We start from the raw sequence: 22,702 nt of genomic DNA, 5'->3' as shown, positions 1-22,702 counted from the left end.
ATGGATGTGTAAACATCTGGATGGCTAAATGCAAAAAATTCCATAAGGGGCATAACATGACAATCCTCAATCACACCCTCGGTTTTCCTCGCGTTGGCCTTCGCCGCGAGCTGAAAAAAGCGCAAGAGAGCTACTGGGCGGGCAACGCCACGCGTGAAGAGCTGTTGGCGGTAGGTCGCGAACTTCGCGCTCGTCACTGGGAGCAGCAGAAACAGGCTGGCATTGATCTGCTGCCGGTGGGCGATTTTGCCTGGTACGACCATGTTCTGACCACCAGCCTGCTGCTGGGCAACGTGCCGGCTCGTCATCAGAACAAAGACGGCACCGTCGATATCGATACTCTGTTCCGCATTGGTCGCGGTCGCGCGCCGACCGGCGAACCCGCTGCCGCCGCGGAAATGACCAAGTGGTTCAATACCAACTATCACTACATGGTGCCGGAATTTGTCCAGGGCCAGCAGTTCAAGCTGAGCTGGACCCAACTGCTGGATGAAGTGGACGAAGCGCTGGCGCTGGGCCACAAGATTAAGCCTGTACTGCTGGGGCCGGTAACCTATCTGTGGCTGGGCAAAGTAAAAGGCGAACAGTTTGACCGTTTAAGCCTGCTGAACGATATCCTTCCGGTTTACCAGCAGGTACTGGGCGAGCTGGCGAAACGCGGCATTGAGTGGATGCAGATTGATGAACCGGCGCTGGTGCTGGAGCTGCCGCAAGCATGGCTGGATGCCTTTAAACCGGCTTATGAGGCCCTGCAGGGGCAGCTAAAACTACTGCTGACCACCTATTTTGAAGGGATCGCCGACAACCTTGATGTTATCACCGCGCTGCCGGTACAGGGGCTTCACGTCGATCTGGTGCATGGCAAAGATGATGTTGCTGAATTACATAAACGCCTGCCGGCCGACTGGCTGCTATCCGCCGGGCTGATCAACGGTCGTAACGTCTGGCGCGCCGATCTCACGGAAAAATATGCGCAAATTAAAGCGATTGTCGGTCAACGTGCGCTGTGGATCGCTTCATCCTGCTCGCTGTTGCATAGCCCGATCGATCTGAGCGTAGAGACCCGTCTTGATGCCGAAGTAAAAAGTTGGTTTGCTTTCGCCCTGCAGAAGTGCGGCGAACTGGCGCTGCTGCGCGATGCGCTGAACAGCGGTAATACGACGGCGATCGAGGCGTGGAGCGCGCCAATCCAGGCTCGTCGCCATTCGACTCGCGTACACAACGCGGCAGTGGAAAAACGGTTGGCGGCAATCACTGCTCAGGACAGCCAGCGCGCCAGCCCTTATGCCGAGCGCGCACAGGCGCAGCGCAGGCGCTTTAACCTGCCAGCATGGCCGACGACGACGATCGGTTCATTCCCGCAGACAACCGAAATTCGTACCCTGCGGCTGGATTTCAAAAAAGGTAACCTCGACGCCAGCCATTATCGGACGGGTATTGCCGAACATATTAAGCAGGCGATCGTCGAACAAGAACGTCTGGGTTTAGACGTGCTGGTGCATGGAGAAGCCGAGCGTAACGACATGGTGGAGTATTTCGGTGAGCATCTGGACGGTTTCATCTTCACGCAAAACGGTTGGGTGCAAAGCTATGGCTCTCGCTGCGTGAAACCGCCGGTGGTTATCGGCGACGTCAGCCGTCCGCAGGCGATCACCGTCGAATGGGCGAAGTACGCGCAGTCTCTTACCGACAAGCCGGTCAAAGGCATGTTGACCGGTCCGGTAACCATTCTGTGCTGGTCCTTCCCGCGGGAAGATGTCAGCCGTGAAACCATCGCGAAACAGATTGCGCTGGCGCTGCGCGATGAAGTGGCGGATCTGGAGGCGGCCGGTATCGGTATTATCCAGATTGATGAACCGGCGCTACGCGAAGGTCTGCCGCTGAAGCGCAGCGACTGGGATGCTTATCTACAGTGGGGTGTAGAAGCTTTTCGCATCAACGCCGCGGTTGCTAAGGATGACACCCAGATTCATACCCACATGTGTTATTGCGAGTTCAATGACATCATGGATTCTATCGCCGCGCTGGATGCCGACGTCATCACCATTGAAACCTCGCGTTCTGACATGGAACTGCTGGAGTCGTTTGAAGAGTTCGAATATCCAAACGAAATCGGCCCGGGCGTTTATGATATTCACTCGCCAAACGTACCGAGCGTGGAGTGGATTGAAGGGTTGCTGGAGAAGGCCGCGCAACGTATCCCGGCGGAGCGCTTGTGGGTTAACCCGGACTGCGGCCTGAAAACTCGCGGCTGGCCGGAAACCCGCGCCGCGCTGGCGAACATGGTGCAAGCGGCGCAAAATCTGCGCGAATCAGCCTGATAGATAGGCGGAAAACAACAGAGGAGGCCACGGCCTCCTCTTTTCATGTATCAGGCGAGTTACCCTTTTTTACCGCCATATTGAGCAAACCAGGCCAGCATTCGCTGCCAGCCGTCTTTGGCTGACTCTTCGTGATAGCTGGCGCGATAGTCGGCGTTAAAGGCGTGATCGGCCTCGGGATAGACCACGATCTCGGCGTTCGCATTCGCCGCCCGCAGCGCCTGGCGCATGGTCTCGACGGTATCCTGCGGAATGCTGGCGTCTTTAGCGCCGTACAGGCCAAGTACCGGCGCGTTGAGGTCGACGGCGATATCCACCGGGTGTTTTGGCGAATTCAGCGATTTTTCTCCCACCAGTTTGCCATACCAGGCGGCGCCTGCCTTCAACTGCGGGTTATGCGCGGCATACAGCCAGGTGATGCGACCGCCCCAGCAGAAACCGGTGATCAGCAGACGATGGGCATCGCCGCCGTGGCGTGCCGCCCAACTGGCGACGTGGTCGAGATCCGCCAGCACCTGCGCGTCAGGCACCTTAGTGACCAGTTCTTTGAACAGAGTAGGGATATCGTTGTACTCATTCGGATCGCCCTGGCGGAAGTAAAGTTCTGGCGCAATCGCCAAATAGCCTTCCTGCGCCAGGCGGCGGCACAGATCGCGAATATGCTCATGTACGCCGAAAATTTCCTGCACCACGATAACGATCGGCAGCGGGCCGTCGGCGTTTTTCGGGCGGGCGTGATAGGCCGGCATATTCTCGCCCTGCGATGGGATCGAGGTTTCTCCGGCGACAATATGCTCATCCGACGTATGGACGGCGGTAGAGGCGTGCGGCGAGGCTGCAGGTGCGAATCCGGGTTGCTTGGTTGTGGTCATGGTATTCTCCGTACCCTTATTTATTAGCGCATCGATAAATATAGACTCTTAGACTGAACGTTAATAAAGCACAGTGCCTGAAAGCGGCTATCTTTTGTTCTGTGACCGCGAATATAACTTGTTAATGTGATGTGAATCACTATTTGTTGAAAAACAAATGCAATCATTGTTATGCATGGTGACTATCATCACAAAAATAAGCGAGTGGCTTCTGTAAAGTACCCTTTTGCTTCTGCTGATACTTCGACCCACAGAGGAGTTTTTTATGTCCAAGTCTGATGTTTTTCATCTCGGCCTCACTAAGAACGATTTACAAGGGGCTACGCTGGCTATCGTCCCTGGCGATCCGGAGCGTGTGGAAAAGATCGCCGCGCTGATGGATAAGCCGGTTAAGCTGGCATCACATCGTGAATTTACCTCCTGGCGCGCTGAGCTGGACGGCAAACCGGTGATTGTTTGCTCCACCGGTATCGGCGGCCCGTCGACCTCTATCGCCGTGGAAGAGCTGGCGCAGCTGGGAGTTCGTACCTTCCTGCGTATCGGCACCACCGGCGCGATTCAGCCGCATATCAATGTTGGCGATGTACTGGTGACGACCGGTTCTGTCCGTCTGGACGGCGCCAGCCTGCACTTTGCGCCGATGGAGTTTCCGGCCGTTGCTGACTTCGCCTGTACCACCGCGCTGGTGGAAGCGGCGAAATCAATCGGCGCGACTACGCATATCGGCGTGACTGCTTCCTCTGATACCTTCTATCCAGGCCAGGAGCGTTACGACACCTTCTCCGGCCGCGTCGTGAGCCGTTTCAAAGGCTCGATGGAAGAGTGGCAGGCAATGGGCGTCATGAACTATGAAATGGAATCCGCTACGCTGCTGACCATGTGCGCCAGCCAGGGCCTGCGCGCAGGGATGGTGGCAGGGGTTATCGTCAACCGTACCCAGCAAGAGATCCCTAACGCCGAAACCATGAAGCAAACCGAAAGCCACGCGGTAAAAATCGTTGTGGAAGCGGCGCGCCGTCTGCTGTAGTTCTTCTCTCTTTCTGACAGGGCCGGATCTTCCGGCCCTTCTTTTTTGCGTAGCGCCTCGCAGGAAAATCCTTTTCAACTGGACGTTTGTACAGCACAATTCTATTTTTGTGTCGTAAGTGGTTGCCGGGGAGGCGTTGTGGATATCTCTATTGTGATAAGCGCCGTGGTGGCGCTGGCGGCAGGATTAATCGTTGGCTGGCTGGCGACAAAAGCCCGTGCCGATCAAATCCGTGCCGATCTCATTGAAGAGCGCCGCGAGCTGGATATCGAACTTAGCGCCGCACGTCAGCAGCTGGTGCAGGAATCGCACTGGCGCGATGAGTGCGAACTTCTCAACAACGAGCTGCGCAGCCTACGTGATATCAACACCTCGCTGGAGGCCGACCTGCGTGAAGTGACCACCCGTCTGGAATCTACACAGCTGCACGCCGAAGATAAAATCCGCCAGATGGTCAACAGCGAGCAGCGCCTGAGCGAGCAGTTTGAAAATCTGGCGAACCGCATATTCGAACACAGCAACCGCCGGGTTGATGAACAAAATCGCCAGAGCCTGCATGGCCTGCTGACGCCGCTGCGTGAACAGCTCGACGGCTTCCGTCGCCAGGTGCAGGATAGCTTCGGCCAGGAGGCGCGTGAGCGCCACACGCTGGCGCACGAAATCCGCAACCTGCAACAGCTGAACGCACAGATGGCGCAAGAGGCGCTGAACCTGACGAAAGCGCTGAAAGGCGATAACAAAACCCAGGGCAACTGGGGAGAAGTGGTGCTAACCCGCGTGCTGGAGGCCTCCGGCCTGCGCGAAGGCTATGAGTATCAAACTCAGGTGAGCATCGAAACCGATAACCGATCGCGGATGCAGCCGGATGTTATCGTGCGTCTGCCGCAGGGCAAAGACGTGGTTATCGACGCCAAAATGACCCTTGTCGCCTATGAGCGTTATTTCAACGCTGAGGATGATTACACCCGCGAAGCGGCGCTGCAGGAGCATATTGCCTCGGTGCGTAATCACATTCGCCTGCTGGGGCGTAAAGATTACCAACAACTGCCAGGGTTACGTTCGCTCGATTATGTGCTGATGTTCATCCCCGTTGAGCCAGCGTTCCTGCTGGCCATCGACCGTCAACCTGAGCTTATCAGCGAGGCGCTGAAGAACAATATTATGCTGGTTAGCCCGACAACCCTGCTGGTGGCGTTGCGCACCATCGCCAACTTGTGGCGCTATGAGCATCAAAGCCGTAATGCGCAGAAAATCGCCGAGCGCGCCGGGCGCCTGTATGACAAGATGCGACTGTTTGTCGACGATATGTCGGCTATTGGTCAAAGCCTTGATAAAGCCCAGGATAACTATCGCCAGGCGATGAAAAAGCTCGCCTCGGGGCGCGGCAACCTGCTGGTTCAGGCCGAGTCATTCCGTGGCCTGGGAGTCGAGGTTAAGCGCGGGATTAATCCTGATTTAGTCGAGCAGGCCACGGCGCAGGATGACGAATACCGCCTTGAGGAAGATGAAAATTCACCGCAGGAAGATGTCCTTAGCTCCGATTCCGCGCCTGCAGCGAGAGTAAACGAGCACGTCAGGCCAAGCTGAAACGTATGGGAAATGGCCTGAATCTGTTACACTCGCTGAACATTTTCTTGATAAGTAAGCGGGCATAGAGATGGTTGAGGATTCACAAGAAACAACGCATTTTGGCTTTCAAACGGTAGCCAAAGAGCAGAAGGCGGACATGGTGGCGCATGTATTCCATTCTGTCGCTGCAAAATATGATGTGATGAACGACTTAATGTCGTTCGGGATTCATCGCTTGTGGAAGCGCTTCACCATCGACTGCAGCGGCGTGCGTCGCGGGCAAACCGTGCTGGACTTAGCGGGCGGCACCGGCGACCTGACGGCGAAGTTTTCCCGTCTGGTGGGCGAAACCGGCCGCGTAATGCTCGCCGATATCAATGACTCGATGCTCAAAATGGGCCGCGAAAAACTGCGTAACATCGGTATTGTCGGTAACGTCGAATACGTTCAGGCCAACGCTGAAGCGCTGCCGTTTGCGGATAACACCTTTGACTGCATCACCATCTCCTTTGGCCTGCGTAACGTTACCGATAAAGACAAAGCGCTGCGTTCAATGTACCGCGTGCTGAAACCGGGCGGACGTTTGCTGGTTCTGGAGTTCTCCAAACCGATTCTCGAACCACTGAGCAAAGCCTACGACGCTTATTCCTTCCACGTGCTGCCGAAAGTCGGCGAACTGGTGGCAAACGATGCGGAAAGCTATCGCTATCTGGCGGAATCCATCCGCATGCATCCCGATCAGGACACCTTGAAAGGCATGATGCAGGAGGCGGGTTTTGAAAGCGTCGACTACTACAACCTGACGGCAGGTATTGTCGCGCTACACCGCGGCTATAAGTTCTGACAGGAGGGACGCTATGCCTTTCGCACCACTGGTTACCGCTGGCATCGAAACGGTTCTTAATACTTTTCTCTGGCGCGACCGCGCGCTTAAACCGGCGCGTCAACGCCTACTGGGGAAAGTGCTGCGCGTAGAGCTCAAAGAGCTGTCGGCGCCTGTCGTGCTGGCCTTTAGCGAGCAGCAAATCGACGTGCTCGGCGCGTGGGAAGGCGAAGCTGACTGTACCGTGATAACCCGCCTGAGCGTGCTGCCGCAGTTGCGTAACCGCCAACAACTGACCGCGCTGATTCGCAGCGGCGATCTGGAAGTACAGGGCGACCTGCAGGTTGTGCAGAACATGGTCGCGCTTTGCGATCTGGCGGAGTTCGACCCGGCAGAGCTACTGGCGCCATATACCGGTGACATCGTCGCTGAAGGGGTTGGCAAGGTGCTTCGCGGCGGCGCGCGCTTCCTGCTGCAGGGCGCGAAAAGCCAGCAGCGCTACGTCGCTGAAGCGATTACCGAAGAGTGGCGACTGGCGCCGGGGCCGTTAGAGATGGCCTGGTTTGCTGAAGAGTCCGCCGCTGTAGAACGCGCGCTGGCCGCACTGGAAAAACGGCTGGAAACGCTGGAGGGCAAATGACGCCAGGAGAATTACGGCGCCTGTATTTTATCATCCGCACCTTTTTGAGTTACGGGCTTGATGAGCTCATTCCCAAAATGCGTATCACGTTGCCGCTGCGCATCTGGCGGCGAATGTTGTTCTGGATGCCGAATCGCCACAAAGATAAACCGCTGGGTCAACGCTTACGCCTGGCGCTGCAGGAGCTGGGCCCGGTGTGGATTAAGTTCGGCCAAATGCTCTCCACCCGCCGCGACCTGTTCCCGCCGCAAATCGCCGATCAACTAGCGCTGCTGCAGGATCGCGTCGCGCCTTTCGATGGCAAACTGGCTAAACAACAGATCGAACAAGCGATGGGCGGTTTGCCCATTGAAGCCTGGTTCGATGATTTCGCCATTGAGCCGCTCGCTTCCGCCTCCATTGCCCAGGTCCATACCGCGCGCCTGAAAGACAACGGTAAAGAGGTCGTCATCAAGGTCATCCGCCCGGATATCTTGCCGGTAATTAAAGCGGACATGAAATTAATCTACCGCCTGGCGCGCTGGGTACCTCGTCTGCTGCCGGATGGCCGCCGTCTGCGCCCGCAAGAAGTCGTCCGCGAATATGAAAAAACGCTGATGGACGAGCTGAACCTGTTACGCGAGTCGGCTAACGCTATTCAGCTACGGCGCAATTTCGAAGATAGCCCAATGCTATACGTGCCGGAAGTCTATTCCGATTACTGTAGCGAAGGCATGATGGTGATGGAGCGGATCTACGGTATTCCGGTTTCCGACGTCGCTGCGCTGGAAGCCCAGGGCACCAACATGCAGTTGCTTGCGGAGCGTGGGGTGCAGGTCTTCTTTACCCAGGTGTTTCGCGACAGCTTTTTCCATGCGGATATGCATCCGGGTAATATTTTCGTTAGCTACGATCATCCGCATGACCCGCAATATATCGGTATCGACTGCGGTATCGTCGGCTCGCTGAACAAAGACGATAAGCGCTATCTGGCAGAAAACTTTATTGCTTTCTTCAACCGCGATTATCGTAAGGTTGCCGAGCTGCACGTCGATTCCGGCTGGGTGCCGCCGGATACCAACGTTGAAGAGTTTGAGTTTGCGATTCGTACCGTGTGCGAGCCCATCTTTGAAAAGCCGCTGGCGGAAATCTCCTTCGGCCACGTATTGCTGAATCTGTTTAACACCGCGCGGCGTTTCAATATGGAAGTACAGCCGCAGCTGGTTTTGCTTCAGAAGACATTACTTTACGTAGAAGGGGTAGGTCGTCAGCTCTATCCTCAGTTAGACTTGTGGAAAACGGCGAAGCCTTTCCTCGAGTCGTGGATTAAGGATCAGGTCGGTATTCCCGCGCTGGTGCGTGCGTTTAAAGAAAAAGCGCCGTTCTGGATTGAAAGGATGCCGGAAATTCCTGAGCTGGTGTACCAAAGCCTGCAGCAGAGCAAACAGCTGCAGACCAGCGTCGATACTATCGTGCGTGACTTCCAGGTGCGTCACGTGCGCCAGGGGCAGTCCCGCTATCTGTTTGGTATAGGCGCCGTTTTGCTTTTAAGCGGTACGCTGTTATTTATCCACCGCCCGGAGTGGGGCATGATGCCAGGCTGGCTGATGGCCGGCGGCGTCGTGACCTGGCTTATTGGTTGGCGAAAAACGCGCTGACAGGTTTCGCGTTTATTCTGGCGCATTGATTCTTGCGCGAAGTCATGTGAGCGGCCTGACAAAGAGGCGTCTCACCGGATGACGTGTATAATGCGCTCTCATCATTCATCATCTGTCATAGGGGAACGTGTATGGGTGGTATCAGTATTTGGCAGTTATTAATTGTTGTCGTCATCGTAGTTCTGCTTTTCGGGACGAAGAAGCTGAGCTCGCTGGGTTCGGATTTAGGCGCATCGATCAAGGGCTTTAAAAAAGCGATGAGCGATGATGAGAAATCTGATAAATCCTCAGCCGATGCAGATTTTGCAGCGAAAACTATCGCTGATAAACAAGATGATGCGAAAAAAGACGAGACAAAACGCCACGACAAAGAGCAGGTGTAATTCGTGTTCGATATCGGTTTTAGTGAACTATTGCTGGTGTTCGTGATTGGCCTCATCGTATTGGGGCCACAGCGACTACCCGTCGCCGTCAAAACGGTGGCCAGCTGGATCCGTACGTTGCGCTCGCTGGCGACCACCGTACAAAATGAGCTTGCCCAGGAGCTAAAACTGCAGGAGTTTCAGGAGAGCCTGAAGAAGGTGGAGAAGGCCAGCCTGGATAATCTGACTCCGGAGCTCAAAGCCTCGATGGATGAACTGCGCGAAGCGGCCGAATCCATGAAGCGTTCCTATACCGCCCACGATCCTGAAAAGGCCAGCGACGAAGCGAACACCATCCATAATCCGGTCGTCAAAGGTAGCGAAGCGCAGCGCCAGGATGTCACACCGGCAACGGCGGAACATCAGGTCAGCGCCCCGGCACATACGCCGGAGCCCGTTGCCGAGGAGCCATCCGTTTCGCCGGCTGAAGTCCCGGCGGTTAAGGAAAAAGCCGCCGCGGCAGTGCCAGATTCTTCCCCCGCATCGAGTGATAAAGCGTAAAAAATGGGCGTAGACGAGACTCAACCGTTAATTTCACATCTGATTGAGCTGCGTAAGCGCCTGCTCAACAGCATCATTGCCATCCTGGTGATCTTCCTGGCGTTGGTTTACTTCGCCAACGATATCTATCAACTGGTTTCCGCTCCGCTTATCAGCAAAATGCCGGTAGGCGCGACGATGATCGCCACCGATGTCGCTTCTCCTTTCTTCACGCCGATCAAACTGACCTTTATGGTCTCGGTGATCCTGTCAGTGCCGGTCATTCTTTATCAGGTATGGGCATTCGTGGCGCCGGCGCTGTATAAGCATGAACGTCGGCTGGTCATGCCGCTGCTGGTTTCCAGTACGCTGCTGTTCTATATCGGCATGGCTTTCGCTTATTTCGTCGTGTTCCCGCTGGCATTCGGCTTCCTGACTCACGCCGCGCCGGAAGGGGTATTAGTTTCGACCGATATCCGTAGCTACCTCGATTTTGTCATGGCGCTGTTCATGGCTTTTGGCGTGTCGTTTGAAGTGCCGGTCGCCATCGTCCTGCTCTGCTGGATGGGCGTCACGACGCCGGAGGATTTGCGTAAAAAACGGCCCTACGTGCTGGTGGGCGCCTTCGTGGTCGGTATGCTGCTGACGCCGCCGGATGTGTTCTCGCAAACGCTGTTGGCCATCCCCATGTATTGCCTGTTTGAAGTCGGGGTGTTCTTTGCCCGTTTCTATACCGGTAAACGCCTGACGCGTGACGAAGATGCCGCCGCCGAAGAGGCGGAGAGCAAAGAAGAGTAACAACGCCAACCGCCCGTCAGGGCGGTTGTCATATGGGAGCTATGATGTTTGATATTGGCGTGAATCTGACCAGCTCGCAGTTTTCTCGCGACCACGACGCCGTGGTTGCGCGCGCGCAGGCGGCGGGTGTTCATGGGATGCTGCTAACCGGCACCAATCTGCATGAAAGCCAGCAGGCGCGGCAGATGGCTGGCCATTACGCCAACTGCTGGTCTACCGCGGGTGTGCATCCGCACGATAGCAGCACCTGGACTGAGTCGGTGGCTGAAGAAATCCACGCGCTGGCCCGCCAGCCGCAGGTGGCGGCGATTGGCGAATGCGGTCTTGATTTCAACCGTAATTTCTCAACGCCGCAGGAGCAGGAGAAGGCGTTCAGCGCCCAGCTGGCGCTGGCGGCCGAGCTCTCAATGCCGGTATTTTTACACTGCCGTGACGCCCATGAACGGTTCCTTGCACTGCTGGATCCGTGGCTCAATAAACTGCCCGGCGCCGTGTTGCACTGCTTTACCGGTAGCCGCGAGGAAGTGCTTCAGTGCCTTGATAAAGGGTTATTTATCGGTATCACCGGCTGGGTGTGCGATGAGCGGCGGGGACTGGAGCTTCGTGAACTGTTGCCGGCAATCCCGGCGGAACGTCTGTTGCTGGAGACCGACGCGCCATATCTATTACCGAGGGACATGAAGCCGAAGCCCTCCTCGCGGCGCAACGAGCCCGCTTATCTGTCGCATATTCTGGCAAGCGTAGCGGGCTGGCGAGGCGAGGAAGCGCAATGGTTGGAGGAGGTTACGGATGCGAACGTCAGGAAGCTGTTTGGCGTGCGCTTTTAACCGCGCCGTCAGATTTTATAGAAGTCGGTATTTTTAACGCTTTGCAGGACCTGTTTATTCAACAGATTGAGGAGCAGCATTGAACGGGCTTCGCCGTCGGGCTCGGTGAAGATAGCCTGCAGTCCTTCAAAAGCGCCGTCGGTGATCAACACGCTATCGCCTTCATGAGGCGTTTCCGGGTCGGTAATACCTTCCGGTTTATAGATGGAAAGCTGGTGAATCACCTCTGAAGGGACCACTGCCGGTTGGGCGCCAAAACGGACGAAACTGTTCACCCCTCGGGTAGCGCTGATGGTGGTGGTATGAATGATCTCGGGATCGAATTCGACGAACAGATAGTTTGGGAACAGGGGCTCGCTGACCGTAGTACGTTTACCACGGATGATTTTTTCCAGCGCGATCGTCGGCATCAGGCAGTTGACTGCCTGACGTTCAAGGTGTTCCTGGGCGCGCTGAAGCTGCCCACGTTTGCAATAAAGTAAGTACCAGGCTTGCATAATGACTCTTTCCGCTTTACTACCTGCAAGCATAACAAAAGCCTGGAACAATCGCGAAAACCATTATAAGCGAAAGCGTAAATAGCCTGTTCATTTACGCTTATTTAACAAAAGTACAGCATCGTTGCGGCGAAAATCGTATAATCAGCCGCTTGTATAGAGGTCAATAATAACTCCATGAAATACCACGATCTACGCGACTTTCTGACATTACTTGAGCAGCAGGGCGAGCTAAAACGGATAACCCTGCCGGTCGACCCGCATCTGGAAATTACCGAAATTGCCGACCGCACCCTGCGTGCCGGCGGCCCGGCGCTGCTGTTTGAAAACCCGAAAGGCTACTCGATGCCGGTGCTGTGTAACTTGTTTGGCACGCCGCGTCGTGTGGCGCTGGGGATGGGCCAGGAAGACGTCAGTTCGCTACGGGAAGTCGGGAAGCTATTGGCCTTTCTGAAAGAGCCGGAGCCGCCAAAAGGCTTCCGCGATCTGTTTGATAAGCTGCCGCAGTTCAAGCAAGTGTTGAATATGCCGACCAAACGCCTGCGCGGCGCGCCTTGTCAGCAAAAAATCATCCAGGGCGATGATGTCGATCTCAACAAAATACCGATTATGACCTGCTGGCCGGAAGATGCCGCGCCGCTGATTACCTGGGGGCTGACGGTGACCCGCGGCCCGCACAAGGAGAGGCAAAATCTGGGTATTTATCGCCAGCAGCTGATCGGCAAAAATAAACTCATCATGCGTTGGTTGTCCCACCGCGGCGGCGCGCTCGATTTCCAGGAGTGGTGCGCGGCGCATCCCGGCGAGCGTTTCCCGGTATCCGTGGCGCTTGGCGCCGATCCGGCGACCATTTTGGGCGCGGTGACGCCGGTGCCCGATACCCTGTCGGAATACGCTTTCGCAGGCTTGCTGCGCGGCACCAAGACCGAAGTGGTTAAATGCGTTTCCAATGACCTTGAAGTGCCGGCCAGCGCGGAAATCGTGCTTGAAGGCTACATTGAGGCCGGCGAGATGGCGCCGGAAGGGCCATACGGCGATCATACCGGCTACTACAATGAAGTAGACAGCTTCCCGGTATTTACGGTGACCCATATTACCCAGCGTGAAGACGCGATTTATCATTCGACCTATACCGGCCGTCCGCCGGATGAACCTGCGGTGCTGGGCGTGGCGCTTAACGAAGTCTTTGTGCCTATTCTGCAAAAGCAGTTCCCGGAAATCGTCGACTTCTATCTGCCGCCGGAAGGATGTTCCTATCGCCTGGCGGTGGTCACCATGAAAAAACAGTACGCAGGCCATGCCAAGCGCGTGATGATGGGCGTCTGGTCGTTCCTGCGCCAGTTCATGTATACCAAGTTCGTGATTGTCTGCGACGATGACGTGAACGCGCGCGACTGGAATGACGTGATTTGGGCGATTACTACCCGTATGGACCCGGCTCGTGATACGGTACTGGTAGAAAATACGCCAATAGATTATCTGGATTTTGCCTCGCCGGTTTCCGGCCTGGGTTCAAAAATGGGGCTGGATGCCACAAATAAATGGCCTGGCGAAACCCAGCGTGAATGGGGTCGTCCAATCAAAAAAGATCCTGAGGTGACGGCGCGTATCGACGCCATCTGGGATGAACTGGCCATCTTTAAATAACAGTAAGCGGGGCTAACGCCGCTGTTTTGCTCTATAGACCCGACAGAGGGGACGCATGACAACCTTAAGCTGTAAAGTGACCTCGGTGGAGGCGATTACCGATACCGTGTATCGCGTTCGATTAGTACCGGAAGCGGCATTTTCTTTCCGCGCCGGCCAGTATCTGATGGTAGTGATGGATGAGCGCGACAAGCGTCCGTTCTCTATGGCTTCCACGCCGTCAGAGCACGAGTTTATCGAGCTGCATATCGGTGCTTCTGAACTCAATCTGTATGCGATGGCGGTGATGGATCGCATTCTGAAAGAGCGTGAAATTGAGGTTGATATTCCGCATGGCGAAGCGTGGCTGCGCGATGACGAAGATCGCCCGCTGATTCTGATCGCCGGCGGTACCGGATTCTCTTATGTGCGTTCTATTCTGTTAACCGCGCTGGCGCGTAACCCGGATCGTGATATCGCCATTTATTGGGGCGGCCGCGAGGCTAAGCATCTGTACGATCTGGCCGAGCTGGAAGCGTTAAGCATCAAGCATCCGAATCTGCGCATCGAGCCGGTGGTTGAGCAGCCGGAAGAAGGGTGGCGCGGCCGCTCCGGTACGGTACTCACCGCCGTGCTGCAGGATTACGGTACGCTGGCCGAGCATGATATTTACATTGCCGGTCGTTTTGAGATGGCCAAAATTGCCCGCGACCTGTTCTGTAATGAGCGCGGCGCGCGTGAAGATCGCCTGTTTGGCGATGCGTTTGCGTTTATCTGATCGTGTTTCTAATAAGCATCCAGGCGCGAGACCCGGATGCTTTTTTTACTGCATATCGCTGAAGTAAACGTACAGCGGCCGCTCGTTTTCCAGCAAACAGAGCATGTTTCCAACGCTGTCGCCTTTTTTTGCCAGCGTTGCGGTTAGTTGCGTCGCAATATGCTGGGAACCTACCTTCTCATCATAGCGTTCGCTATTAATATCAGTGATATCTACATGGCTTAATTGCTGGTTAGGCGCCATTTTGCTGATCCCCCATGATAGACACGCCTGAGCGTCAGTTTGTTCATCGGCGAGAGCTGCAGCAGGTAATGCAATCAGTGGGAGAATTAGTAAGAGTTTTTTCATAACTAGTTATTATCCTTAATGATTTCTACAGTAGTGGAGATAATAACTGAATGATAGAAATAAAAAACCCGCCCCTGACAGGCGGGAAGAACGGCAACTAAACCCCCTCTAATCCATTATTGCCTGTTGGCTGGCAGGCAATAATGGCATCGAGTTTTTTACCTATATCCTCTCGAATACGGTGGCGATCCCCTGACCTAAACCGATGCACATGGTCGCCAGACCGAACTGCGCGTCTTTGCGTTCCATCTGATTGATCAAGGTGGTGCTAATACGCGCCCCGGAACAGCCCAACGGGTGGCCGAGCGCGATCGCGCCGCCGTTGAGGTTGATCTTCTCGTCAATCTGCTCCATTAACCCCAGATCTTTAATACACGGCAGGATCTGCGCGGCAAACGCTTCATTCATTTCAAAGACGTCGATATCGCTGGTGGATAATCCCGCTTTTTTCAGGGCCAGCTTTGAGGCCGGAACCGGGCCATAACCCATAATGGACGGATCGCAGCCGACCACCGCCATTGAACGGACGCGAGCGCGCGGCTTCAGCCCCAACTCGCGGGCGCGGCTTTCGCTCATCAGCAGCATCGCCGCCGCGCCGTCGGAAAGCGCGGAAGAGGTACCTGCCGTGACCGTGCCGGTCACCGGATCGAAAGCCGGTCTCAGCGCCGCCAGCGCTTCTACGGTGGTTTCCGGGCGGATGACTTCGTCATAATTAAAGGATTTCAGCACGCCATCGGCATCGTGGCCGCCGGTCGGGATAATCTCCGCCTTGAATGCCCCGGATTGCGTCGCCGCCCAGGCGCGAGCGTGGGAACGTGCGGCGAATTGATCCTGCATTTCACGGCTAATGCCGTGTAGACGCGCCAGCATTTCCGCGGTCAGCCCCATCATACCGGCGGCTTTCGCCACGTTACGGCTAAGGCCCGGATGGAAATCGACACCATGACTCATTGGCACATGGCCCATGTGCTCAACGCCGCCAATCAGGCAGACGCTGGCGTCGCCGGTCATGATCATACGGGCGGCATCGTGCAGCGCCTGCATGGAGGAACCGCACAGGCGGTTAACCGTTGTTGCCGGTACCGAGTGCGGTATTTCCGCCAACAGCGCGGCGTTACGCGCAATGTTGAAACCCTGCTCCAGCGTTTGTTGCACGCAGCCCCAGTAAATATCGTCAATCGCGCTCGCCTCAAGGGACGGGTTACGCGAAAGCAGGCTTCGCATCAGGTGCGCGGAGAGGTCTTCCGCACGCACGTTGCGAAAGGCGCCGCCCTTTGAACGGCCCATCGGGGTGCGAATTGCATCGACAATGACAACCTGTTCCATTGTGACTCCTTAAGCCGTTTTCAGTTCGCCAACCGGACGGGCTGGTTCTACTGGAGGATAATACGCTTCGTTATGACGGGCCTTGTTACGCAGACCTTCTGGCACGGTATAAAGCGGGCCGAGGTGCTGGTATTGCTGCGCCATATCGAGATATTTTGCGCTGCCGATGGTGTCCAGCCAGCGGAATGCGCCGCCGTGGAACGGAGGGAAGCCCAGGCCGTATACCAGCGCCATATCCGCTTCCGCCGGGCTGGCGATAATGCCTTCTTCCAGGCAGCGAACAACTTCGTTAACCATCGGGATCATCATACGGGCGATAATCTCTTCATCGCTGAAATCGCGCTTCGGCTGGCTGACTTCGGCCAGCAGACTATTGACTGCGGCATCTTCTTCTTTCTTCGGCTTACCTTTACTGTCTTCTTTATAACGCCAGAAACCGAGGCCGTTCTTCTGGCCGAAACGGCTGGCGTCAAACAGCGCGTCGATAGCATCGCGATAATCTTTCTGCATCCGCTGTGGGAACCCCGCCGCCATTACCGCCTGAGCATGGTGCGCGGTATCGATGCCGACAACATCCAGCAGATAGGCCGGGCCCATCGGCCAGCCAAACTGTTTTTCCATCACTTTGTCGACTTTGCGGAAATCCGCGCCGTCGCGCAGCAGCTGGCTGAAGCCTGCGAAATAGGGGAACAGTACACGGTTAACGAAGAAGCCGGGGCAATCATTCACCACGATCGGCGTTTTGCCCATTTTGCTGGCCCAGGCAACGACTTTGGCAATGGTCTTGTCCGAAGTTTTCTCGCCGCGGATCACTTCAACCAGCGGCATGCGATGTACCGGGTTAAAGAAGTGCATACCGCAGAAATTCTCCGGGCGCTGCAGAACGCTGGCCAGCTCGCTGATAGGAATCGTTGAGGTGTTGGAAGCCAGCACGGTGTCCGGACGCACTTTCTCTTCGGTTTCCGCCAGTACCGCTTTCTTCACTTTCGGGTTTTCCACCACCGCTTCAACGACGACGTCCACGCGGTCAAAACCGCTGTATTCCAGCGTTGGCTGAATGGTGCTAATCACTCCGGCCAGCTTCAGACCGTCGATTTTTCCGCGTTCCAGCTGTTTATTCAGCAGCTTCGCCGCTTCGGTCATGCCAAGGGTCAGCGATTTGTCGCTAATGTCTTTCATCACCACCGGCACGCCTTTCCAGGCTGACTGGTAAGCGATGCCGCCACCCATTATGCCGGCGCCTAAGACGGCAGCGTGCTTCGGCGTCTCGACATCTTTAGTGAGTTTTTTCGCTTTCGCTTTGACGTACTGGTCGTTAAGGAAGATGCCGACCAGCGCGCGCGCTTCGTTGGTATGTGCCAACGGAACAAAACTTTGGTTTTCCAGCTTCAGCGCGTCGTCACGGCCAAGACGCGCGGCGGCTTCGATGGTTTTTACCGCGGTGATCGGCGCCGGGTAATGTTTTCCGGCGGTTTGCGCGACCATGCCTTTGGCAATAGTGAAGCTCATGGCGGCTTCAATTTTGCTGAGCTTCAGCGGCTCCAGTTTCGGCTGACGTTTGGCTTTCCAGTCCAGGTCGCCATTAATCGCCTGGCGCAGAATCGCCAGCGCGCCGTCATGCAGTTTTTCCGCGGCAACAATGCCGTCAATGAGGCCAATTTTCAGCGCTTGATCGGCGCCGACGTCTTTACCGGCGGCAATAATTTCCAGCGCGCTATCGGCGCCGAGCAGGCGCGGCAGACGTACGGAACCGCCGAAGCCAGGCATAATGCCCAACTTGGTTTCCGGCAGGCCGATGCGCAGATCCGGCGTGGCGAGGCGATAGTCGGTCGCCAGCACGCATTCGCAGCCGCCGCCCAGCGCGTAGCCGTTAACCGCTGACAGAGTAGGGACCGGCAAATCTTCCAGGCGATTGAAGACGCTGTTGGCAAAGTGCAGCCACTGGCTCAACTGTTCTTCCGGCACCAGGAATAGTGAAAGGAATTCGGTGATATCGGCGCCGACGATAAAGGCCGCTTTTTCAGAGCGCAGCAGCAGCCCTTTGAGATCTTTTTGTTTTTCGAGTACGTCCAGCGCGTGGCCGAGGCTGGCAACGGTTGCAGTATCAAGCTTGTTAACCGAGCCGGGGGCGTCGAAAACCAGTTCGGCAATGCCATTTTCCAGCCAGTCGAGGTACAGGGTGTCGCCTTTGTAGAGCATGTCAGTCTCCTGAATCCAGCAATATGATCTGGTCATACCAGATGACTCGGAGTGTGGAATTTATGTTAAGAAAATGCAAATTACTCTTTAAATAATTGCTGGTCGGATCACATCCGGTAGAAATCACCCGGCCTGGAGCCAATGTGCTAAGATGCGGAGAATCACGATCCAATAAAAGCAAAGGATAAAAGATGGAATCACTGGCCGCGCTTTATAAAAATCATATCGTTACCCTACAAGAACGTACCCGCAAAGTTTTAGATCGCTTCAAGCTGGATGCTCTGCTTATCCACTCCGGCGAGCTGATCAATGTCTTCCTCGACGATCATCCGTATCCGTTTAAGGTTAACCCGCAGTTTAAGGCGTGGGTGCCGGTGACCCAGGTGCCAAACTGCTGGCTGCTGGTGGATGGCGTGAATAAACCGAAGTTGTGGTTTTATTTGCCGGTCGATTACTGGCACAACGTTGAGCCGCTGCCGACCTCTTTCTGGACTGAGGAAGTAGATGTCATTGCGTTGCCGAAAGCCGACGGTATTGGCGGTCAACTGCCCGCGGCGCGTGGCAACATCGCGTATATCGGCCCGGTGCCGGAACGTGCTTTAGGTCTGGAGATCGCGGCAGACAAAATCAACCCGAAAGGCGTTATCGACTATCTGCATTATTATCGCGCTTACAAAACCGATTATGAGCTGGCCTGTATGCGTGAAGCGCAGAAATCGGCGGTCAACGGCCATCGCGCGGCCCACGAAGCTTTCCAGTCGGGGATGAGCGAGTTCGATATTAATCAGGCTTACCTGACGGCGACCGGTCATCGCGATACCGACGTCCCTTACAGCAATATCGTGGCGCTGAATGAGCATGCGGCCGTATTGCACTACACCAAGCTGGATCACCGTGCGCCAACCGAGATGCGCAGCTTCCTGTTGGATGCGGGCGCAGAGTACAACGGCTATGCCGCGGACCTGACTCGTACCTGGGCAGGCCACAGCGACAACGATTTCGCGCAGCTGATTAAAGACGTTAACGACGAGCAACTGGCGCTGATTAGCACCATGAAGGCCGGCACCAGTTACGTTGATTACCATATTCAGTTCCATCAGCGCATCGCAAAGCTGCTGCGTAAACACCAGCTAGTGACCGGCATGAGCGAAGAGGCGATGGTGGAAAACGATCTGACCGGACCGTTTATGCCGCACGGGATTGGTCATCCGCTGGGCCTGCAGGTTCATGATGTCGCCGGTTTCATGCAGGACGATACCGGTACGCATCTGGCGGCGCCGTCGAAGTATCCTTACCTGCGTTGCACCCGTATTCTCGAGCCGCGTATGGTGTTGACTATCGAACCAGGCATCTACTTTATTGAGTCGCTGTTGGCGCCTTGGCGTGAAGGGCAGTTCAGCAAGCACTTCAACTGGCAGAAAATTGAAGCCATGAAGCCGTTTGGCGGGATTCGTATCGAAGATAACGTGGTGGTTCACGAAAACAGCATCGAAAATATGACGCGCGACCTGAAACTGGCGTAATGGAAAGTTGGTTGGTGCCGGCCGCGCCGGTGAGCGTTGTTGAAGAGATCAAAAAGAGCCGTTTCATCACGCTGTTGGCGCATACCGACGGCGTGGCGGCGGCAAAAGCGTTTGTCGAATCGGTCAGGGCTGAGCACCCGGACGCACGTCACCACTGCGTGGCGTGGGTTGCCGGGCCTCCTGATGATTCACAGCAGCTGGGGTTCTCTGACGATGGCGAACCGGCGGGAACGGCAGGTAAACCCATGCTGGCGCAGCTGATGGGCAGCGGCGTCGGCGAGATAACCGCGGTGGTGGTGCGCTACTACGGTGGTATTCTGCTGGGTACCGGCGGCCTGGTGAAGGCCTATGGCGGCGGCGTCCATCAGGCGCTTGCGCAGTTGAAAACGCAGCGCAAGACGCCGTTAACCGCATATACTTTGCAATGTGAATACGGACAGCTGGCCGGGGTAGAAGCGTTGCTGGCGCAGTTCTCGGGCATTATTGTGGAAAGCGAATATCAGGCGTCTGTGCAACTGCGCGTCGCGCTTCCGCAAGCTGAAGTGGCCTCTTTTTCGACAAAACTGGCTGATTTTAGTCGTGGTTCATTGCAATTACTGAAGATTGACGAATAATCCCCACCTGATTTTTTTGTAACCCAAAGGAAGCGCCAGAGATGCATTTTCGCGCGATAACCCGAATCGTTGGACTGTTGGTCATCTTATTTTCGGGGACGATGATTGTCCCGGGATTAGTGGCCCTGATATATCGCGATGGCGCGGGGCGAGCTTTCACCCAAACCTTCTTTGTTGCCCTGGCGATCGGCTCCATGCTGTGGTGGCCGAACCGTAAGCAAAAAGGCGAGCTGAAATCCCGTGAAGGATTTCTGATAGTCGTATTGTTCTGGACGGTGCTGGGCAGCGTCGGTGCGTTACCGTTTATCTTTGCTGAACAGCCTAATCTGACGGTGACGGATGCCTTTTTTGAATCCTTCTCCGGCTTAACCACTACCGGCGCGACGACGCTGGTGGGGCTTGACTCACTGCCTCATGCCATCCTGTTCTATCGCCAGATGCTGCAGTGGTTCGGTGGTATGGGTATCATCGTGCTGGCGGTGGCGATTTTGCCTATCCTCGGCGTCGGCGGGATGCAGCTCTACCGGGCGGAAATGCCGGGCCCGTTGAAAGACAATAAGATGCGACCGCGTATTGCCGAGACGGCAAAAACGCTGTGGCTTATTTATGTCTTATTGACCGTCGCCTGCGCATTAGCGCTATGGTTTGCCGGGATGCCGGCGTTTGATGCGATTGGCCATAGCTTTGCGACCATCGCTATCGGCGGCTTCTCAACTCACGATGCCAGCGTCGGCTACTTTAATAGCCCGATGATTAACTCCATCATCGCCATCTTCCTCCTAATCTCCGGCTGTAACTATGGCCTGCACTTTTCGCTATTAAGTGGGCGCAGTTTACGGGTTTACTGGCGTGATCCGGAGTTCAGAATGTTTATTGGTGTTCAGCTAACCCTGGTTATCGTCTGTACGCTGGTATTGTGGTTACATAATGTCTACGGCTCGGTGTTAACAACGCTGAACCAGGCGTTCTTCCAGGTGGTGTCGATGGCGACGACCGCTGGGTTTACCACCGACAGTATTGCGCGTTGGCCGTTGTTCCTGCCGGTGCTGCTGCTCTGTTCGGCTTTCATCGGCGGCTGCGCCGGGTCAACGGGCGGTGGTTTAAAGGTCATTCGTATCCTGTTGCTGTTTAAGCAGGGGAATCGTGAGCTTAAGCGCCTGGTGCACCCGAATGCGGTCTATAGCATTAAGTTAGGTAACCGCGCGCTGCCGGAACGTATTCTGGAAGCCGTGTGGGGATTCTTCTCCGCCTATGCGCTGGTCTTTATCATTAGTATGCTGGCGATAATCGCGACTGGGGTTGATGACTTTTCTGCCTTTGCTTCAGTGGTGGCGACATTGAACAACCTGGGGCCTGGTCTTGGGGTCGTTGCTGATAACTTTGCGACAATGAACCCGGTCGCGAAATGGATCCTGATTGCTAATATGCTGTTTGGTCGTCTGGAAGTGTTCACCTTATTGGTGCTCTTTACTCCCACTTTCTGGCGCGATTAACAGGAGTGCTCGTGAAAACTTTAATTCTTTTCTCCACCCGGGATGGGCAGACCCGTGAAATTGCCTCCTATCTGGCCTCTGAACTCAAAGAGCTGGGGGTTGATGCGGATACTGTGAACCTGAACCGTACCGAGACGGTTGAGTGGCATCATTACGATCGGGTGGTGATTGGCGCTTCTATTCGCTACGGGCACTTTCATCCAGCGCTGGACCGCTTCGTGAAAAAGCATCTGGCATCTCTGCAGGCGTTGCCGGGAGCGTTCTTCTCGGTAAACCTGGTGGCGCGCAAACCGGAAAAGCGAACGCCGCAAACCAACAGCTATACGCGCAAGTTTCTCCTTAACTCGCCGTGGCAGCCGCAGAGCTGCGCGGTATTTGCCGGTGCGCTGCGTTATCCGCGCTATCGCTGGTACGATCGAATAATGATTCGCTTAATTATGAAGATGACCGGCGGGGAAACGGATACTAGTAAAGAAGTGGTTTATACCGATTGGCCGCAGGTGGCCAGATTTGCCCGAGAAATCGCGCAAATGACGAGCAAATAGCGCGTAAAACTCGCGTTATGGTGGAAAATCGAGCGAACGAAAAGTTTTTTTGAATTTCCTCTTGTCACTTCAGAATTACTCCCTATAATGCGCCACCACTGACACGGAACAACGGCAAACAAGCCGCCGGGTCAGCGGGGTTCCGGTGAGAACCTCGCGGAGAAAAGCAAAAATAAATGCTTGACTCTGAGGCGGGAAAGCGTAATATGCACACCCCGCGCCGCAGCGAAAAACGAAGCGGCACTGCTCTTTAACAATTTATCAGACAATCTGTGTGGGCACTCAAAGTGACATGGATTCTTAACGTCCTCGGACGAAAAATGAATACCAAGTCTCT

At 55.5% G+C, this 22,702-nt stretch carries 21 protein-coding genes; 16 read left to right on the top strand and 5 right to left on the bottom strand.

Translation table 11 applies throughout. From position 1 onward, the window contains the following. Nucleotides 1–56 precede the first annotated feature (56 nt). Entirely contained in the window at nt 57–2,321 is a 2,265-nt protein-coding gene (gene metE, locus PGQ95_RS20920; protein WP_430919215.1) for a 5-methyltetrahydropteroyltriglutamate--homocysteine S-methyltransferase, read from the top strand. Between the two features lie 59 nt (nt 2,322–2,380). On the opposite strand, the gene PGQ95_RS20915 is transcribed toward metE, so the two are convergent. Next, nucleotides 2,381–3,193 (bottom strand): dienelactone hydrolase family protein, encoded by an 813-nt coding sequence (locus PGQ95_RS20915; RefSeq protein WP_430919213.1) that lies wholly within the window; start codon nt 3,191–3,193, stop codon nt 2,381–2,383. Between the two features lie 265 nt (nt 3,194–3,458). Between PGQ95_RS20915 and udp the strand changes: the two genes are divergently transcribed. The 9 genes from udp to tatD all read left to right on the top strand — a co-directional run bounded on the left by udp (nt 3,459) and on the right by tatD (nt 11,416). Next, nucleotides 3,459–4,220: a uridine phosphorylase gene (udp, locus tag PGQ95_RS20910; protein ID WP_004181652.1), complete on the top strand. Its 762-nt coding sequence runs from the start codon at nt 3,459–3,461 to the stop codon at nt 4,218–4,220. A gap of 138 nt (nt 4,221–4,358) precedes the next feature. Continuing rightward, a complete protein-coding gene (gene rmuC / locus PGQ95_RS20905; RefSeq protein ID WP_430919211.1) occupies nt 4,359–5,807 on the top strand; it encodes a DNA recombination protein RmuC in 1,449 nt (482 codons plus the stop codon). Nucleotides 5,808–5,877: 70 nt separating this feature from the next. Continuing rightward, entirely contained in the window at nt 5,878–6,633 is a 756-nt protein-coding gene (ubiE, locus tag PGQ95_RS20900; RefSeq protein ID WP_015368847.1) for a bifunctional demethylmenaquinone methyltransferase/2-methoxy-6-polyprenyl-1,4-benzoquinol methylase UbiE, read from the top strand. A gap of 13 nt (nt 6,634–6,646) precedes the next feature. Further along, nucleotides 6,647–7,252, top strand: coding sequence for a ubiquinone biosynthesis protein UbiJ (ubiJ, locus tag PGQ95_RS20895; protein WP_032713803.1), 606 nt, complete (start codon nt 6,647–6,649; stop codon nt 7,250–7,252). After that, entirely contained in the window at nt 7,249–8,889 is a 1,641-nt protein-coding gene (gene ubiB / locus PGQ95_RS20890; RefSeq protein WP_015368845.1) for a ubiquinone biosynthesis regulatory protein kinase UbiB, read from the top strand. Before ubiJ ends, ubiB begins: the two co-directional genes overlap by 4 nt. Before the next feature lie 131 nt (nt 8,890–9,020). Further along, a complete protein-coding gene (tatA, locus tag PGQ95_RS20885; protein WP_015368844.1) occupies nt 9,021–9,272 on the top strand; it encodes a Sec-independent protein translocase subunit TatA in 252 nt (83 codons plus the stop codon). A gap of 3 nt (nt 9,273–9,275) precedes the next feature. Beyond that, a complete protein-coding gene (tatB, locus tag PGQ95_RS20880; RefSeq protein WP_087858690.1) occupies nt 9,276–9,812 on the top strand; it encodes a Sec-independent protein translocase protein TatB in 537 nt (178 codons plus the stop codon). A gap of 3 nt (nt 9,813–9,815) precedes the next feature. Continuing rightward, complete coding sequence (gene tatC / locus PGQ95_RS20875) at nt 9,816–10,589, top strand: Sec-independent protein translocase subunit TatC (RefSeq protein ID WP_015368842.1); 774 nt, start codon at nt 9,816–9,818, stop codon at nt 10,587–10,589. Nucleotides 10,590–10,621: 32 nt separating this feature from the next. Then, nucleotides 10,622–11,416, top strand: coding sequence for a 3'-5' ssDNA/RNA exonuclease TatD (gene tatD, locus PGQ95_RS20870; RefSeq protein WP_430919209.1), 795 nt, complete (start codon nt 10,622–10,624; stop codon nt 11,414–11,416). An 8-nt stretch (nt 11,417–11,424) separates the two neighbouring features. Here the strand turns inward: tatD and rfaH are convergent, their stop codons facing one another. Further along, nucleotides 11,425–11,913: a transcription/translation regulatory transformer protein RfaH gene (rfaH, locus tag PGQ95_RS20865; RefSeq protein WP_015703997.1), complete on the bottom strand. Its 489-nt coding sequence runs from the start codon at nt 11,911–11,913 to the stop codon at nt 11,425–11,427. Between the two features lie 177 nt (nt 11,914–12,090). Here rfaH and ubiD point away from each other — a divergent pair, with 177 nt between their 5' ends. Then, nucleotides 12,091–13,560 (top strand): 4-hydroxy-3-polyprenylbenzoate decarboxylase, encoded by a 1,470-nt coding sequence (gene ubiD / locus PGQ95_RS20860; RefSeq protein WP_015368839.1) that lies wholly within the window; start codon nt 12,091–12,093, stop codon nt 13,558–13,560. 55 nt (nt 13,561–13,615) lie between these two features. Further along, complete coding sequence (gene fre / locus PGQ95_RS20855) at nt 13,616–14,317, top strand: NAD(P)H-flavin reductase (RefSeq protein ID WP_008807928.1); 702 nt, start codon at nt 13,616–13,618, stop codon at nt 14,315–14,317. A gap of 45 nt (nt 14,318–14,362) precedes the next feature. Here fre and PGQ95_RS20850 read toward each other — a convergent pair whose 3' ends face one another. The 3 genes from PGQ95_RS20850 to fadB all read right to left on the bottom strand — a co-directional run bounded on the left by PGQ95_RS20850 (nt 14,363) and on the right by fadB (nt 18,190). Then, nucleotides 14,363–14,665, bottom strand: coding sequence for a hypothetical protein (locus PGQ95_RS20850; protein ID WP_213317868.1), 303 nt, complete (start codon nt 14,663–14,665; stop codon nt 14,363–14,365). 162 nt (nt 14,666–14,827) lie between these two features. Beyond that, complete coding sequence (gene fadA, locus PGQ95_RS20845; protein ID WP_008807927.1) at nt 14,828–15,991, bottom strand: acetyl-CoA C-acyltransferase FadA; 1,164 nt, start codon at nt 15,989–15,991, stop codon at nt 14,828–14,830. Nucleotides 15,992–16,000: 9 nt separating this feature from the next. Further along, nucleotides 16,001–18,190, bottom strand: a complete 2,190-nt coding sequence (gene fadB / locus PGQ95_RS20840) for a fatty acid oxidation complex subunit alpha FadB (protein ID WP_430919207.1) — start codon at nt 18,188–18,190, stop codon at nt 16,001–16,003. Between the two features lie 191 nt (nt 18,191–18,381). On the opposite strand from fadB, the gene pepQ reads away from it, so the two are divergent. The 4 genes from pepQ to hemG are packed head-to-tail and all read left to right on the top strand — an operon-like array spanning nt 18,382 to nt 22,365. Beyond that, nucleotides 18,382–19,713 carry a Xaa-Pro dipeptidase gene (gene pepQ, locus PGQ95_RS20835; RefSeq protein WP_015704000.1) on the top strand — a complete coding sequence of 444 codons (1,332 nt, stop codon included), beginning with the start codon at nt 18,382–18,384 and terminating at the stop codon, nt 19,711–19,713. Continuing rightward, nucleotides 19,713–20,327 carry an IMPACT family protein gene (locus PGQ95_RS20830; protein WP_015704001.1) on the top strand — a complete coding sequence of 205 codons (615 nt, stop codon included), beginning with the start codon at nt 19,713–19,715 and terminating at the stop codon, nt 20,325–20,327. Before pepQ ends, PGQ95_RS20830 begins: the two co-directional genes overlap by 1 nt. Nucleotides 20,328–20,368: 41 nt before the next feature. Beyond that, nucleotides 20,369–21,820, top strand: a complete 1,452-nt coding sequence (gene trkH / locus PGQ95_RS20825; RefSeq protein WP_045378745.1) for a Trk system potassium transporter TrkH — start codon at nt 20,369–20,371, stop codon at nt 21,818–21,820. Nucleotides 21,821–21,831: 11 nt separating this feature from the next. Beyond that, the gene (gene hemG, locus PGQ95_RS20820; protein ID WP_087858686.1) at nt 21,832–22,365 is read left to right on the top strand and encodes a menaquinone-dependent protoporphyrinogen IX dehydrogenase; all 534 of its coding nucleotides are present in this window, start codon (nt 21,832–21,834) and stop codon (nt 22,363–22,365) included. The last annotated feature ends 337 nt before the right edge of the window (nt 22,366–22,702 follow it).

Source organism: Klebsiella sp. 141240, assembly GCF_050600805.1.
GTDB lineage: Bacteria > Pseudomonadota > Gammaproteobacteria > Enterobacterales > Enterobacteriaceae > Klebsiella > Klebsiella aerogenes.
The sequence above is the reverse complement of the archived record's forward strand: the minus strand, read 5'-3'. Positions and strand labels throughout refer to the sequence as shown.

Bases quoted from the DNA above. Each gene is read 5' to 3' on its own strand.
- PGQ95_RS20850 (WP_213317868.1), bottom strand. From the start codon at position 14,665: ATGAAAAAACTCTTACTAATTCTCCCACTGATTGCATTACCTGCTGCA.
- rfaH (WP_015703997.1), bottom strand. From the start codon at position 11,913: ATGCAAGCCTGGTACTTACTTTATTGCAAACGTGGGCAGCTTCAGCGC.
- tatC (WP_015368842.1), top strand. From the start codon at position 9,816: ATGGGCGTAGACGAGACTCAACCGTTAATTTCACATCTGATTGAGCTG.
- fre (WP_008807928.1), top strand. From the start codon at position 13,616: ATGACAACCTTAAGCTGTAAAGTGACCTCGGTGGAGGCGATTACCGAT.
- pepQ (WP_015704000.1), top strand. From the start codon at position 18,382: ATGGAATCACTGGCCGCGCTTTATAAAAATCATATCGTTACCCTACAA.
- PGQ95_RS20915 (WP_430919213.1), bottom strand. From the start codon at position 3,193: ATGACCACAACCAAGCAACCCGGATTCGCACCTGCAGCCTCGCCGCAC.
- tatA (WP_015368844.1), top strand. From the start codon at position 9,021: ATGGGTGGTATCAGTATTTGGCAGTTATTAATTGTTGTCGTCATCGTA.
- ubiB (WP_015368845.1), top strand. From the start codon at position 7,249: ATGACGCCAGGAGAATTACGGCGCCTGTATTTTATCATCCGCACCTTT.
- ubiE (WP_015368847.1), top strand. From the start codon at position 5,878: ATGGTTGAGGATTCACAAGAAACAACGCATTTTGGCTTTCAAACGGTA.
- fadB (WP_430919207.1), bottom strand. From the start codon at position 18,190: ATGCTCTACAAAGGCGACACCCTGTACCTCGACTGGCTGGAAAATGGC.
- ubiJ (WP_032713803.1), top strand. From the start codon at position 6,647: ATGCCTTTCGCACCACTGGTTACCGCTGGCATCGAAACGGTTCTTAAT.
- metE (WP_430919215.1), top strand. From the start codon at position 57: ATGACAATCCTCAATCACACCCTCGGTTTTCCTCGCGTTGGCCTTCGC.
- ubiD (WP_015368839.1), top strand. From the start codon at position 12,091: ATGAAATACCACGATCTACGCGACTTTCTGACATTACTTGAGCAGCAG.
- tatD (WP_430919209.1), top strand. From the start codon at position 10,622: ATGGGAGCTATGATGTTTGATATTGGCGTGAATCTGACCAGCTCGCAG.
- PGQ95_RS20830 (WP_015704001.1), top strand. From the start codon at position 19,713: ATGGAAAGTTGGTTGGTGCCGGCCGCGCCGGTGAGCGTTGTTGAAGAG.
- trkH (WP_045378745.1), top strand. From the start codon at position 20,369: ATGCATTTTCGCGCGATAACCCGAATCGTTGGACTGTTGGTCATCTTA.
- udp (WP_004181652.1), top strand. From the start codon at position 3,459: ATGTCCAAGTCTGATGTTTTTCATCTCGGCCTCACTAAGAACGATTTA.
- fadA (WP_008807927.1), bottom strand. From the start codon at position 15,991: ATGGAACAGGTTGTCATTGTCGATGCAATTCGCACCCCGATGGGCCGT.